General features: G+C 68.8%; 16 protein-coding genes. 3 read left to right on the top strand and 13 right to left on the bottom strand.

Annotated elements, in window-relative coordinates; genetic code table 11:
* Positions 1-24: 24 nt before the first annotated feature.
* On the bottom strand, positions 25-612 hold the full coding sequence (locus VF139_10940; GenBank protein HEX6851907.1) for a thioredoxin family protein: 588 nt from the start codon (positions 610-612) through the stop codon (positions 25-27).
* Positions 609-1061 (bottom strand): TlpA disulfide reductase family protein, encoded by a 453-nt coding sequence (locus VF139_10935; protein ID HEX6851906.1) that lies wholly within the window; start codon positions 1059-1061, stop codon positions 609-611. The genes VF139_10940 and VF139_10935 overlap by 4 nt, the downstream gene beginning before the upstream one ends.
* A gap of 101 nt (positions 1062-1162) precedes the next feature.
* On the opposite strand from VF139_10935, the gene VF139_10930 reads away from it, so the two are divergent.
* Entirely contained in the window at positions 1163-1708 is a 546-nt protein-coding gene (locus VF139_10930; protein HEX6851905.1) for a hypothetical protein, read from the top strand.
* The gene (metH, locus tag VF139_10925; protein HEX6851904.1) at positions 1705-5379 is read left to right on the top strand and encodes a methionine synthase; all 3675 of its coding nucleotides are present in this window, start codon (positions 1705-1707) and stop codon (positions 5377-5379) included. The genes VF139_10930 and metH overlap by 4 nt, the downstream gene beginning before the upstream one ends.
* 28 nt (positions 5380-5407) lie before the next feature.
* Here metH and VF139_10920 read toward each other — a convergent pair whose 3' ends face one another.
* From VF139_10920 to VF139_10895, 6 genes are all read right to left on the bottom strand, one after another.
* Positions 5408-5758 carry a DUF2200 domain-containing protein gene (locus VF139_10920; protein ID HEX6851903.1) on the bottom strand — a complete coding sequence of 117 codons (351 nt, stop codon included), beginning with the start codon at positions 5756-5758 and terminating at the stop codon, positions 5408-5410.
* 31 nt (positions 5759-5789) lie between these two features.
* On the bottom strand, positions 5790-6161 hold the full coding sequence (locus VF139_10915; protein HEX6851902.1) for a DoxX family protein: 372 nt from the start codon (positions 6159-6161) through the stop codon (positions 5790-5792).
* A 118-nt stretch (positions 6162-6279) separates the two neighbouring features.
* Entirely contained in the window at positions 6280-6720 is a 441-nt protein-coding gene (locus VF139_10910) for a nuclear transport factor 2 family protein (GenBank protein HEX6851901.1), read from the bottom strand.
* A 135-nt stretch (positions 6721-6855) separates the two neighbouring features.
* Complete coding sequence (locus tag VF139_10905; protein HEX6851900.1) at positions 6856-7320, bottom strand: VOC family protein; 465 nt, start codon at positions 7318-7320, stop codon at positions 6856-6858.
* A 145-nt stretch (positions 7321-7465) separates the two neighbouring features.
* The gene (locus tag VF139_10900; protein ID HEX6851899.1) at positions 7466-8215 is read right to left on the bottom strand and encodes an amino acid racemase; all 750 of its coding nucleotides are present in this window, start codon (positions 8213-8215) and stop codon (positions 7466-7468) included.
* Entirely contained in the window at positions 8212-9324 is a 1113-nt protein-coding gene (locus VF139_10895; GenBank protein ID HEX6851898.1) for an alpha/beta fold hydrolase, read from the bottom strand. The genes VF139_10900 and VF139_10895 overlap by 4 nt, the downstream gene beginning before the upstream one ends.
* 137 nt (positions 9325-9461) lie before the next feature.
* Between VF139_10895 and VF139_10890 the strand changes: the two genes are divergently transcribed.
* Complete coding sequence (locus VF139_10890; GenBank protein ID HEX6851897.1) at positions 9462-10232, top strand: isoprenylcysteine carboxylmethyltransferase family protein; 771 nt, start codon at positions 9462-9464, stop codon at positions 10230-10232.
* Here the strand turns inward: VF139_10890 and VF139_10885 are convergent.
* From VF139_10885 to VF139_10865, 5 genes are read right to left on the bottom strand one after another with little or no spacing between them, the layout of a single operon-like run.
* Positions 10148-10654: a hypothetical protein gene (locus VF139_10885; GenBank protein ID HEX6851896.1), complete on the bottom strand. Its 507-nt coding sequence runs from the start codon at positions 10652-10654 to the stop codon at positions 10148-10150. The two genes, VF139_10890 and VF139_10885, sit on opposite strands and share 85 nt — an antisense overlap.
* Positions 10654-11397: a class I SAM-dependent methyltransferase gene (locus VF139_10880; protein HEX6851895.1), complete on the bottom strand. Its 744-nt coding sequence runs from the start codon at positions 11395-11397 to the stop codon at positions 10654-10656. The genes VF139_10885 and VF139_10880 overlap by 1 nt, the downstream gene beginning before the upstream one ends.
* Positions 11394-12305 carry a dienelactone hydrolase family protein gene (locus VF139_10875; GenBank protein HEX6851894.1) on the bottom strand — a complete coding sequence of 304 codons (912 nt, stop codon included), beginning with the start codon at positions 12303-12305 and terminating at the stop codon, positions 11394-11396. Before VF139_10875 ends, VF139_10880 begins: the two co-directional genes overlap by 4 nt.
* A gap of 26 nt (positions 12306-12331) precedes the next feature.
* Positions 12332-13150 (bottom strand): hypothetical protein, encoded by an 819-nt coding sequence (locus VF139_10870; protein ID HEX6851893.1) that lies wholly within the window; start codon positions 13148-13150, stop codon positions 12332-12334.
* Positions 13147-14184: a DUF3500 domain-containing protein gene (locus VF139_10865; GenBank protein HEX6851892.1), complete on the bottom strand. Its 1038-nt coding sequence runs from the start codon at positions 14182-14184 to the stop codon at positions 13147-13149. Before VF139_10865 ends, VF139_10870 begins: the two co-directional genes overlap by 4 nt.
* Positions 14185-14192: the final 8 nt, after the last annotated feature.

Below are 14192 nucleotides of genomic sequence, written 5' to 3'. Positions count from 1 at the left end.
CGCTTCAAGGCTTGTCGCGCCGCGTCAGGCGCTCTTCTTCCACTTGATGGAACAGCCGAGCGCCTTCGTCTGCTTCACGTCGATCGCTTTTCCGGACAGAAGGGCGTCGATCGCGTCCTGCAGGTACCTCGCGGTGACCTTTTCCGGCTCGCGCGCGTTGTCGTCGAGGGCGCCGTGGTAGACGACCTTCCCGGTCGCGTCGAGCAGAAAGAACTCCGGCGTCTTCGTCGCGCCGAACGCCTTCGCGACCGAGGAGTCCCCATCGACGACGTAGGGGTACTTCACGCCGCGTTCCTTCGCGCGCGCCTGCATCGCCTCGAATCCGTCCTCGGGCTGGACGCCCGGATCGTTCGCGTTGATCGCGATGACGCCGAGCCCCTTCGAGAGGGCTTCGTTGCCGAGCGCGACGGTGCGCTCCTCCCACGCCTTCACGAACGGGCAGTGGTTGCAGGTGAAGATCACGAGCGTGCCCTTGGTGCCGGCGGCCTGGGCGATCGTCGTTTCCTTCCCGTCCACCCCCTTCATCTTCACGTCGAGAGCGGGGGCCGCGGTTCCGGGGCCGGCGGCGGCGGCGGCGGCGGCGGCGGCGAGCAGCAGGCTGGCGAGGATCATGGGTTCAGGGCCTCCTTCACGTGTCGTTCGAGCGTGGCGTAGTCGGCCTTCCCTTCCCAGAAGGCGGTCTTGCGTCCGGCCCCGTCGAACACGATCGTCGCGGGAAGGGCCCCGCTCCAGCGGGGGTCGAGGCCGTCGATGAATGCCTGGTCGGGGACGTCGCCGTCCTTCAGGAACGTCTGGAACGCGACGCCGTGCCGCCTCAGGAACGCCTCGGCCTCCGCGACGGCGTCGGGAAAATCGGCGGAGACGAGGACCAGGCGCACCCCCTTCGCGCGGTACTCGCGCTCGAGGCGGAGCAGGTCGGGAAACTCCTCCCGGCAGGGCTGGCACCACGTCGCCCAGACGTTCAGGACGACGACCGCGGCACCGGGGCGCCGGACCTCCCCCAGGATCCGCTCCGGGCCGGCGGGGAGGAGGGACGCGGCGAGCAGCCAGGCGGCGACCATGACGCGAAATCCTGCCGGACCCCCCCGCGGCCCGCAAGCGCCGCGGCGCTCCGGGACGGTACACTTCCGCCGTTCGAGGGGAATCTGCAGGGAGGACTCCATTGAATAAGGCCCTGACCCTGGGCTTCGCCGCCGCCCTTTTTGCATTCGCCCCGGCCGCCGAGGCCCGGGTGGACGTCACGCTCGACACGGCCACCCTCAACGACCTTCTCGGGAAGATGGCCCCGGAGCGGGTCTCCGTCTCGCTGGGCGGGGGCCGCTCGCTCGAGCTTCGCCTGGGCGACCTGCGCATCAACGGCTTCGAGCCGGCGGCGGGAGACCGCGGCCACCTGTTGAGCTCGCTCCAGCTGAGCATCCCCGAGCTCGGCGTCAACGTCCCCGTCGCGCCCCGGCTGTCCCTCCAGTTCAAGGAGGCGAACGGCCGGAAGGTCGCCTACCTGCGCTTCGAGGAGGTGAAGCTGCCGCTCCCCATGACGGGGACCGTCGACATCGCCCCCCTCCTCCCCCCGCTTCCGATCACGACCGACACCTCCTGGAAGGTCGCGGCGCATCGCGGTCCGATGCGCGTCGAGCCCAGGCTCGTGGACGCCACGATGGGGCAGAAGAACCTCAAGCTGACCTTCGATCTCGTGGTGACCCCGGAGTGAGCCTCGAACGTCTCCTCCGCGAGCGGATCCTCGTCCTCGACGGCGCGATGGGGACGATGATCCAGGGGTACCGCCTCTCCGAGGCGGACTTCCGGGGGAAAGCCTTCGCGGATCACCCGAAGGACCTGAAGGGGTTCAACGACCTCCTCTGCCTGACGCAGCCGAAGATCGTTGAGGAGATCCACCTCGCCTACCTCGAGGCGGGGGCGGATCTCGTCGAGACGAACACCTTCAACGCGACGTCGATCTCGGCATCCGACTACGCCATGGAGCCCGAGGTCTACGCGATCAACAAGGCGGCCGCCGAGATCGCCGTGCGCGCCGCAAGGGAGATGACGCGCCGGACCCCCGGCCGCCCGCGGTTCGCCGCCGGGGCGATGGGCCCGACCAACCGCACCGCGTCGCTCTCCCCCGACGTGAACAACCCCGCCTTCCGCGCGATCACCTTCCGCGAGCTGAAAGGTGCCTACAAGGAACAGGCACGCGGCCTTCTCGACGGCGGGATCGACCTGCTCCTTCCCGAGACGACCTTCGACACGCTCAACCTCAAGGCGGCGCTCTTCGCGATCGCGGAGCTGTTCGAGGAGACGGGGCGCCGCGTTCCGGTGATGGCGTCGCTCACGATCACCGACAACAGCGGACGGACTCTCTCGGGGCAGACCGTCGAGGCGGCGTGGGTGTCGATCTCCCACGCCGACCTGCTCAGCGTGGGGCTCAACTGCGCCCTCGGCGCCGAGCAGATGCGCCCCTTCATGGAGGACCTCGCGCGCGTCGCGCCGAAGTACATCTCGTGTTACCCGAACGCGGGGCTCCCCAACGCCTTCGGGGGGTACGACGAGACGCCGTCCATGATGGCGGCGACGCTGCGCGAGTTCGCCCGCGAGGGTTGGTTGAACTTCGTCGGCGGCTGCTGCGGGACGACCCCCGACCACATCCGTGCGATCGACGAAGCGGTGCGAGGAGTCGCCCCGCACGCGCCGGTCGAGCGCTCCCCGTTCCTGCAGTTGAGCGGCCTCGAGCCGTTCACCCTCCGCCCCGACGCGAACTTCACGATGATCGGCGAACGCACGAACGTCACCGGCTCGAAGAAGTTCGCCCGCCTGATCCTCTCCGGAGACTACGAGACCGCCCTCGAGGTCGCGCGCGACCAGGTGGCGGGGGGCGCCAACGTCCTCGACGTCAACATGGACGAGGGGCTGCTCGATTCCGAAAAGGCGATGGCGACGTTCCTGCACCTCGTCTCGTCCGAGCCCGAGATCGCGAAGATCCCGATCATGGTGGACTCCTCGAAGTTCTCCGTGATCGAGGCCGGGCTGGCGTGCCTGCAGGGAAAGGCGGTCGTCAACTCGATCTCCCTCAAGGAGGGGGAAGACGCCTTCCGCGCGCAGGCCCGCACCGTGCGCCGCTACGGCGCCGCCGTCGTCGTGATGGCGTTCGACGAGACGGGGCAGGCGGTCGAGGTCGACCGCAAGGTCGCGATCGCCGAACGCGCCTACCGGATCCTCGTCGACGAGGTCGGCTTCCCCCCCGAGGACGTGATCTTCGACCCGAACATCCTCGCGATCGCGACCGGGATCGAGGAGCACGACCCCTACGCCGTGAACTTCATCGAGGCGACGCGGCGCATCAAGTCGCGCCTCCCCAAGGTGAAGATCTCCGGGGGGGTGTCGAACCTCTCCTTCTCGTTCCGCGGGAACGACCTCGTCCGCGAGGCGATGCACGCGGCCTTCCTCTACCACGCGATCCGCGCCGGCATGGACATGGGGATCGTCAACGCCGGCCAGCTCGCCGTGTACGACGAGATCCCTCCGGACCTCCTGGAGCACGTCGAGGACGTGATCCTCAACCGCCGCCCCGACGCGACCGAGCGCCTCGTCGCGTTCGCCGAGACGGTGAAGGGGAAGGGAAAGGCGAAGATCGTGGACGACGCGTGGCGGAGGCTCCCCGTCGAGGAGCGCCTGCGCCACGCCCTGATCCAGGGGATCGTCGAGCACATCGACGAGGACGTGGAGGAGGCCCGGAGGAAGTACCCCCGCCCCCTCGACGTGATCGAAGGGCCGCTGATGGACGGAATGAACGTCGTCGGCGACCTCTTCGGCTCCGGGAAGATGTTCCTCCCGCAGGTGGTCAAGAGCGCCCGGGTCATGAAGAAGGCGGTCGCGTGGCTCCTCCCGTACATGGAGGAGGAGAAGCGCCGCACCGGGAACACCGCCTCGACCCGCGGGAAGATCCTCCTCGCGACCGTCAAGGGGGACGTCCACGACATCGGCAAGAACATCGTCGGGGTCGTCCTCGCCTGCAACAACTACGAGGTGATCGACCTCGGCGTGATGGTCCCGTGCGAGAGGATCCTGGCGAAGGCGCGGGAGATCGGCGCCGACGTGATCGGCCTGTCGGGGCTCATCACGCCGTCCCTCGACGAGATGGTCCACGTCGCCCACGAGATGAAGCGGCAGGGGTTCACCGTCCCGCTCCTGATCGGCGGCGCGACGACCTCGAAGAAACACACCGCGGTGAGGATCGCGCACGAGTACCCGAACGCCGTCGTGCACGTGCTCGACGCCTCGCGCGCGGTGGACGTCGTCGGGAACGTCCTCCACCCCGCGACGCGCGAGCCTTACGCCGCCGAGATCCGGGCCGAATACGCCAAGGTCCGGGAGGCCTACGGGGCGCGGGAGACCGAGCCGATCCTCCCGATCGCGGAGGCCCGCCGCCGCGCGCCGAAATACGACTGGGAGCGCGCCGAGATCGCGGTCCCGGCGTTCCAGGGAACGCGCCTGCTCGCGGACTTCCCGCTCGACGAGATCATCCCGTTCATCGACTGGTCGCCGTTCTTCCACGCCTGGGAGATGAAGGGGTCCTACCCGAAGATCCTCGACGACCCGAACCGCGGCCCCGCGGCGCGCGAGCTCTTCGAGAACGCCCAGACGCTGCTGAAGCGATTCCTCGCCGAGCGCTCCGTCCACGCCTTCGGCGTCTACGGCTTCTTCCCGGCCCAATCCGACGGCGACGACATCGTCGTGTACGAGGACGAGGCGGGGCGCAACCCGATGGCGCGGTTGCACACGCTTCGCCAGCAGCGCGCGAAGGCGGACAACAAGCCCCTGTACGCGCTGTCGGATTTCATCGCCCCGCTCTCGTCGGGGAAGATCGACTGGATCGGCGGATTCGCGGTCACGACGGGGATCGGCCTCGACGCCGTCGTGAAGCGGTTCGAAGCCGAGCACGACGACTACAACGCCATCCTGGCGAAGGCGCTGGCCGACCGGCTCGCGGAAGCGTTCGCCGAGCTCGTCCACCAGCGCGCCCGCCGCGACTGGGGGTACGGGCGCAACGAGGAACTGTCGATCGACGACCTCATCCACGAGCGGTACCGCGGCATCCGCCCGGCTCCCGGCTACCCCGCGCAGCCCGACCACACCGAGAAGGCGACGCTGTGGCGCCTGTTCGACGTCGAGCGCCAGGCCACGATCCGCCTGACCGAGTCGTTCGCGATGATGCCGGCGGCGTCGGTGAGCGGCCTCTACTTCGCCCACCCCGAGTCGCAGTACTTCACGGTCGGCAAGATCGGGCGCGACCAGGTGGAGAGCTACGCGAAGCGGAAGGGGATGACGGTCGCGGAGGTCGAACGGTGGCTGGGGCCGGTGCTGGGGTACGAGGCGACGCGATAGCCGGCGCCGGCGACCCCGGCGAGCCCCGCTAATCCCTCAGGATCTTCTCCATCGTCTTTCCCTTGGCGAGCTCGTCGATCAGCTTGTCGAGGTATCGCACCTTCCGCATCAGCGGATCCTCGACATCCTCGACGCGAACCCCGCACACGACCCCCTTGATGAGCGAACTTTTCGGGTGGAAGGCCGGGGCCTGAGCGAAGAAGGTCTCGAGATCGTTCTCCTGCTCGATCTGCCGCCGCAACCCGGCCGGGTCGTACCCCGTCAGCCAGCAGATGATCCGGTCGACTTCCGCCTTCGTCCGGTTCTTGCGTTCCGCCTTGGCGACGTACATCGGATAGATCTTCGAGAACTTCATCGCGAACACTCGATGCTCGGCCATCGTCACTCCTCCTGCGCCTCGAACCGGCTCGTCAGGCGATGGGCCGGAGAACCATCCGGCCATACGCGATGAACGCCATGACGAGGCCCAGGACGCCACTGAAGATGATGGGCGCCATTTCGTGGTACCTGACGTGCACCCAGATGAACACGAGGCTCTCCGCCGCCAGGAGCGCGGCCGCCACGACGGTCAGTTGCGGTCGCCAGTGGAGGACGCCGGGGACGATGAGCCCGATGGTGCAGGCGAGCTCCAGGATGCCGAGCGCCGTCCACGCTTCCCGCGGCAGCGCGCCGAACGACGGGACGTCCTGGCTGATCTTCTCGAACATGAAGACCTTCATGACGCCCGAAGCCGCGTAGAGCAACGCGGCGAGGACCTGCAGAACCCACAACAGCTTGTTCATCGTTCTCCCCCTGGCTTGCGCCCGCGCTCGAAGACGAAACTCCCACCGGTCGACGGGTGCGTAAGACCGGTCCCGGCCGGATCTGCTCGTTCGGCGTTCCTTGTGCCGGCCCTCCGAGTTATTGGGTTTGAGTTCCTTGCGACCAGACGATCTGCCACCGGCCATCCCTCTTCTCATAGAGGTCCGTGAACCAGAAGCGGCCCGATGGTGCGTTTGGCGCGGCCTTCACGACGATCTTCAACGGTGCACGATATCGGAGGACCGCGGCGTTACCGAACAACCTCACCTCGATCGATTCCGGTTCCCACTCGAGATAGTCGATCTCGCCGGAGGCAACCAGCCCCAAGTACTCCTGCTTCGAGAGAACACCGCCCATCGGGTTTATCAGTTGGAAGTCATCCGCGTGCAACGGCCGCGCCACCTCCATGTTGCCTTCCACAAGAGCCCGGGTCCGCTTGCGCTCCACGCTTCGAAGCTCGTCCGCCACAGTCTGCGCTTGGACGTCGGCCGCAAGCATCGAGGCTCCCATCGCGCAGAGGAACACGATTCCCTTGAACATCACGCGTGCCTCCTTGTGGCGAGGTCATGAGACGCCGAACGATCGCGCTCCGCGTCCGCGCCCCGCCGAACGGTCCCGCGCTCTCTTGCGGCGGCAGGCCCGGCCCCGGGCGGCGTCTTGGATCGGGCGCTACGCTCATCGCACCGAGTCGTACGCTCTCTCAAGGGCCGCCACGTCGAGCTTCACCATTTGCATCATGGCGTCCATGACGGCCTTCACTTTCGCAGGGTTCTTGTCGCGGATGAGTTCGATGAATCGCTTCGGGACAATCTGCCAAGATAGGCCGAACTGGTCCTTGATCCAGCCACACTGCATTTTGGTGGCTCCGGCCTTGACGAGCTTATTCCAGTACGCGTCCACTTCCTCCTGGTCCTCGCACTCCACGAACAGCGAGAAGCCTTCGGAGAAGGTGAAGTACGGACCGCCGTTGTAGCCCATGAAGGACTGACCGCCGATGACGAATTCGGCCGAGTTGATGGGGCCATCTTCGCCAGTGCGGGCGACATTCGTGACCCTGGAGTCCGGGAACGTTGAAGTGTAGAACTCGATGGCGGACTCGAGCTGGTCGTTGAACATCAGGAACGGGGTTACCTTGCTCATCTGTGCTGGCTCCTGTCGTGGTCCGCATCACGAGATTTCGGCCTGACCAGGTCAAGCGGTAAGCCCAGTTCTGGATTACGCGGTAACGACCACAACCGGAATGGCTTCACAGCTTGCCCCCCCCCGGCACGGAAACGTGGTCGCACTATACGCCCGTTCCGCCCCCGCGGGCTTGGCCGGCCCCCTCCACCGCCCTCCGCAGCGCCGCCCGCGCCAGAAGGCGCGTGGAATCCAGCGTCGGCAGCGGCGAGTTCGTGTCGTCGAGGATCAGCGGGATCTCCGTGCACCCGAGGATCACCGCGTCGCAGCCCTTGGCCAGCAGATTCCGGACGATCGCCAGGAATCGCGCGACCGTTTCGGGCTTGAAGACGCCGTACACGAGCTCGTCCATGATGAGTCGGCCCATCTCGTCGCGCTCGGCGTCCGACGGGCGCACGCATGCGAGGCCGCGAGCCTGCAATCTCTCGGGGTACACCTCGCTGGCGACGAGCCAGTGCGTGCCGGTGAGCCCGAGCCGCCGGTTCCCGCGTGCGACCGCCTCGTCCGCGACGCAGTCGGCGATGTGCAGCCAAGGCAGGGGTGACGTCCGCACGACCCGCGAGTAGGCCCGGTGGCTCGTGTTGTCCGGGCAGATGAGGAAGTCGGCCCCCGCGGCGGCGAGCTTCCGTGCGGAGTCGAGCATGAGCTCGGCCACGCCGTCGAGGTCGCCGCGGTCGAGGCAGTCCCGGTATCCGGCGAGCGGGTTCGTGTGAAGCGAGACCTCGGGGTGGTCGTGGGGCCCCAGCAGCGCCGAGCCCTCCGAGCAGATCGTCCGGTAACAAAGCGCCGCCCCTTCGGCGGAACAGGCGACGATGCCGATGTGGAGGGGCTTCGGCTCGGGAGGTTTCGTGGTCACCGCTTCGACTCCGATCCCTCCCCGCGGGGCTCAGACCCCCGGAACCCCCGGTCCCTGGCGAACACGATCGCCTGCGCCCGCGTCCAGACGCCGAGCTTGTCGAAGACGTTCGAGACGTGGTTGCGCACCGTCTTCTCGCTGATCCCCAGGCGCTCGCCGATCTCGGCGTTCGCGAGCCCGTCGGTGACGAGGGCGAGCACCTCCCGCTCGCGGGGAGAGAGCGTCGCGAAAGGAGAGGCGGGATCATACGCCGCCGCGACGCCCGTGAAATCGAGCACCGCGTCGCAGAAGCGGCCCCACGCGGGCTCGTCCTCGAGCAGGATGTGGTTCGCGGAGTCGAGCTCGACGAACTGGGCGCCGGGGATCTCGGCCGCGAGGACCCGGCCGACGCCGATCGGGATCACATCGTCGTTGCGCGCGTGCACGACGAGGGTCGGGACCCGGACCTCCGGGAGCAGCGCGCGGATGTCGACCTCCGATCGGGACTGCAGAAGCCGCGCGGCATTCTTCGGGGAGGTCGTCTTCCGGCAGAGCTCGTTGAACCAGTCGAGCTGCTCGTCGGTGCCGCCCGGGATGAACCGCGAGGTGAACAGCTGGCGGAAGACCGGGTTGCGCCGGCCCCAGCCGTGCTCGATCAGCTCGACCATCGCCGCGTACCGGCGGCGGGTGGCCTCGTCGCCGCGCGCCGCCCAGCCCTGGCTGTAGCCGCCGTACAACACGAGGTGGCTGACCCGCTCGGGGTGGCGCACGGCGAACTCGATCGCGGGGACCGCGCCCTGGGAGATGCCGAGCAGGGCGAACGTCGGCTCCGGGACGGCGGAGGCCACGACCGCGGAGAGGTCCTCGACCCATCGCGGGGGACTCACGTCCTCGACATCCCAGTCGCTCATCCCACAGCCGCGCTCGTCGTAGCGCACGAACCGGAAGTTCCCGGCGAGGAAGCGCAGCCAATGCCGCCAGACGGGGCTGTGCCACTCGAGCTCGAGGTGGGTCATCCAGTTCGACGCCTTGACCAGCGTCGGGCCGCTCCCGGCCTCCGCCCACGCCAGCCGGGCCCCGTCGGACGAGCGCAGGTAGCGGATGGCCTGGCGTGGGGTCGGTTCGCTCACCGGTCCGTGACTCCTCGGACGGCGGGGTCCGGGACATTTGTCGGGGGTCCCGCCGGTCGATTCTAGCCCCGTCGGGACATTCGGCCGATGGGAGGAATCGACCCGCCGGCGCACCTTGACCGGCGGAGGAACCCGCCATGATCCGCCGCCTCGCCATCTTCGCCTTCGGCTGCGTCAGCTACCTGACCTTCCTGGGGACCTTCCTCTACGCGTTCGGCTTCGTCGGAGGATTCCTCGTGCCGACGACGCTCGACGGCCCCCCGCGGATCCCCTTCGGCGCCGCGCTCGCCGTGGACCTGGGCCTGCTCGCCCTGTTCGCCGTCCAGCACAGCGCGATGGCGCGTCCCGCCTTCAAGCGGTGGTGGACCCGCATCGTCGCGCCGCCCCTCGAGCGGCCGATCTACGTGCTCGCCTCGAGCCTGTGCCTGATCGCGATGTTCGTGTTCTGGCAGCCGCTGGGGGGAACGGTCTGGAGCCTCGAGTCGCCGATCGCCCGGGGTCTCGCGTACGCCCTGTTCGCCTTCGGCTGGGGGCTCGTCCTCGTCACCACCTTCCTGATCAACCACTTCGACCTGTTCGGGCTGCGGCAGGTGTGGCTCGCCCTCCTCGACCGGCCCTACACCCCGCTCCGGTTCGTGCAGCCGGGGCCGTACAAGCTGGTCCGGCACCCGCTCTACGTCGGATGGTTCTTCGCCTTCTGGGCGACGCCGACGATGACCGCCGCGCACCTGACCTTCGCGATCATGACAACCGCGTACATCTTCGTCGCCATCCGGCTCGAGGAGCGCGACCTCGTCGCCGAACACGGCGCCGCGTACGAGAGCTACCGTCGACGGGTGCCGATGCTCGTGCCGGGGACCGCACGTCGAACGATGAGCGCGATCGGCAATCCGACGCACACGATGTGAATGCCCACCATCACGATCGCGGTGCCGAGGACGAACGGCCGGTTCGCGACCGCCGAGAGCGGCAGGACGACGTGGTTCATGAACAGGTACACGGCGACGCCGTAGGCCGCTCCCGACACCAACGGCCGCTGGACGAGTAGCGGCAGGCGCCGACTCGCCAGATAGAAGACGGCGGCCGCGCTCGTGGCGATGAAGAAATGCAACGCGGCACCGAGCGCCGCCGTGGAGGCTCCGCCCGAGAACGCGGCGGATCCCATCACGCCGCTGGCCACCGACTGGAGGATGCGGACCGGGCTCACGCCGCGCAGGGCGTAGAAGCCGAACGCGGCCGTGATGTCCAGGGCCCCGGCGACGAGGCCCGCGCCGAGAATCGCCCGGAGAGGGGGCGCGTCCCTGAGCCTCGCGAGGAAAGCCGACGGCACTATTCGCCCGGTTCCCGATGCGACCCCACGACGCGGCGGCCGATGAGGACGATCTCTCCTAGCCCGCCCAGGCGCTCCTCCTCGCGATGCACCTCGTCGACGAGCGCGGCGGCGTCGGGGGTCTCCGGGAAAACCGGCACGAGGTAGCGGTAGAGATAAGGAACCGGCCGCGCCTCCCGGATGGCGAAGCACTCCGAGATGGACCGGGTCATGGCCTCCATCGAATGAAGCTCGTGATCGTGCCTCATGCGCCACGCGTCCATGGGGTCCGCGGCGGCCAGCAGCATCGTGACGAATTCGTGACGCGACGCGGTCAGAAGCGCCCGGACGGCTCCGGATCGCACGACGTCCAGGAACCAGCGCATCGTCGCCCGATCGGCCCGGTCGAACGCGAAGTCGTCGACCAGGAGCGTCCCCGCGGGCCGCAGGACCTCCCGCGCCTTGCGCACCGCCCCGTCCAGCGGATGGATGTGGTGCAGCGACCTCGTGAAGGCGACGGCATCCACGGGGGCCACGTCGATCTCCGGCCACGACGCGCGCACCACGCAGACGCCGCGCTCCCGGGCGCGCAGGACGTTCGTTTCGTCCGCGTCCACGCCGATGACGTCGAAGCCGCGGGACCGAAGCTCGAGCGCGAGGTGCCCCTCGCCGCATCCCACTTCGAGGACCGATCCTCCGGTCGGGACGTGCGCCGCGATGAACTCCGCCGTCGCGCGGGTGGAAACGTCGATCGGAGCGATCACGGCTTCCCGTCGGCGGCCCCGCGCACGTGTTCGTCGAGAAACGCGATCGTCCGCTCCCAGGCGAGCTTCGCCGCCGCCGCGTCGTAACGCGGCGTCGTGTCGTTGTTGAAGCCGTGCTGCGTGCCCGGGTAGAGGTGGCGCTCGTATTTGACGTTCGCCGCCTTCAGGGCCTTCTCGAACTCCGGCCAGCTCGCGTTGATGCGTTCGTCCACCTCGGCCGACTGCACGAGCAGCGGGCACCGGATCTTCGAAACGTCCGCGGTGTCGGCGGCCGAGCCGTAGAACGGCACGCCGGCGGACAGGTCGCCGCCCAGGCGCGTGGCCAGGTAGTTCACCATGCCGCCGCCCCAGCAGAACCCCACGGCGCCGATCTTCCCCGTGCATTCGGGGCGCGCCTTCAGCCACCCGGCCGCGACGACGAAGTCCTCCCGCGACTTCTCGCGCTCGAGCTGCTGGAACTGCGCGCGCGCCTTGTCCTCGTCCCCCGGGTAGCCGCCGAGCGGGAAGAGCGCGTCGGGGGCGAAGGCGACGAAGTCGTGAAGGGCGAGGCGCCGCGTGACGTCCTCGATGTGCGGGTTGAGCCCGCGGTTCTCGTGGATGACCAGTACGCCGGGTAGCTTCCCCTTCGCAGCCCGAGGACGGACGAAGTACCCGCGCATCTTCCCGTGGCCTGCTGGAGAGTCGAACTCCAGGTGCTCCGCCGCGATCCGCCCGTCGTCGGGCTTCACCTCGCCCGCCTCGGCGAAGTTGGGGCTGAGCTGGTCGAGGAGCATCGCCGCGGTAAGGCCTCCCACGGCGTACTTGGCGGCCTTGTCCAGGAAGGCGCGACGGTCGATCAGGCCGTGGACGTAGGCGTCGAACAACGAAAGCACTTCCTGGTCGAAGTCGTGGGCGGTCTTGCGGGGCACGTGGATTCCCTCCTTCGTCGCGACGGTCAGGCCGAGGCACCACCGCGGTCGCGAACCAAGATCACCCCCAGAAAATACGGCATGATCCACGGCATCGCCGGAATGCCGGCGATGAACCCGGGGCGCGTGTACCACGCTTCGAGGCCGCTCGCCGGCGTCGGGTACGAAACGCCGCGGGCCAGGAGCATCACGCAGGCGAGCAGATTCAACCCGAGGTAGACGTGCGCCGCGACCGGCCCGAGCCGCCCCGCCCGCCCGAGGGCGCAGGCGAGACACGCGGTCGCGAGGTAGGCGAGCACCCCCGCGGCGAACAGCAGCGCGTCGAAGACGTTGTTGATCGCGGCCGTCCCGGGCGCGCGCTCGCCGCCGGCGATCCGGAGCGCGAAGTCGCCGAGCTGGAAGGAGGTCCACACGACGTACGCCGAGCCGGAAAGCAGGCCCAGGACGAGGGCGAGCGGGGCGAATCGCTTCTCGCCCGCGTCGCGGAGCGCGTCCGCCACCACGTACGAACCGGCAGCGACCGCGATCGCCATGGCGAGGAGCACGGCGTACCGCATCCTGTTCTCCTCGGGCGTCGCGTCCCACGGCGTCCCGATTCCCACCCACTCGCAAGCCATCAACGCGATCGGGACGAGCAGGAGCAGCCCGCCGATGCGCAGGCGCGGATCGGACTCCCCCGCCGTCTGCCGGCCGCGCGAGAGCACCCACACCGCCGCGGCGAGCGTCGCGAAGAGCAGCCAGCCGATCGCCTGGGACAGCCCGGATACCCGCAGGTCGCGAATCGCCGCGAGCGGCAGGACCACGCACGGGAGGATGCAGAGCACGACGTACGCCGCGCGTTTCACCTCGCGCCGCCCGACGGCGAATGATGCGGCGCCGTCTTGTAGTGCTCCTCGAGCAGGTCCCTTCCCCAGTCCCCACGGAACGCCCGCCACACGCAGTGGATGTGGTTCGCGCCGTTCTGGGTGTTGTCGTATTCGATCAGGTCGGTCGAGCCCTGGATCCGGTAGTAGTGCCCCTGCCCCTTCTCGAGCCCGCCCATCCACGCGAACTTCAGGTTGGCGAGGTCCCCCTTCACCCGCGTGAGGCGCGTCTGCGCCTCCGCGGGCGCCTGCGAGGCGGCGTACTCCCGGATCAGCGAGAGCACCAGCCCCTGCTGCTCGGCGTCGAGTTTCCCGTAGGGGATCCCCTCGTCCTTCTGGATCGACGCGATCCGGGACGCTTCGGTGAGGATCTCCCCCGGAGAAGCCTCGCCGACGAGCGCCTGCGCGAGCTGCTCCGGCCGCAGCGACTTCACGAGCGCGCGTCCGAGGTCCTCCTCGGCGGCGAGGGCCCGCGTTCCCTTCTGCGGCCCCTCGCGGACGTCGGCGGGGTTGGCGCCGAAGAACTGCGGGGTCGACGCCGCGAGTTTCCCGTCCACGACCGTCCAGTTGAACGAGAGGTGATGCCCCTCGTACCGCCAGCCCCACGCCCCCTTCGGCGACGGCTCGCCGAAGACGGTGAAGAAGAACAGCTCCGTGTCGCGGACGGGGTTCTTCGACTGGGCGAACAGCACCTCCTCGAGGCGACGGATCGTCTCCGCCTTGTCGTATCCCACCGCCGACAGGCTCGACTTCAGGAGGGCGCCTGCGGTCTCGCGCTCCCCGGGGGTCATCTCCTTGAACGAGACCCCCTGCCGCTCGCGCGGGATGAAGTGCCAATTGAGGCGTTCGTCGGAGTTGAACGGGAGGTTCGCCTTCGCCCGCTTGCCGGGGTCGAGCGACGCGAGGAACGCCTTCGCGGCAGCGGCCATCGCGGGAGACGCCGGCGGATCGGCCGCGCGCGCGGAAGCGGCGACGAAGAGGACCGCGAGGAAGATCGGGAACACGGTCGAACGCATGGGGCCCC

Source organism: Candidatus Polarisedimenticolaceae bacterium, assembly GCA_036376135.1.
In the GTDB taxonomy this organism is placed as follows: domain Bacteria; phylum Acidobacteriota; class Polarisedimenticolia; order Polarisedimenticolales; family DASRJG01; genus DASVAW01.
Note: the sequence above shows the minus strand (reverse complement) of the source record. Positions and strands in the feature narration are given on the sequence as shown.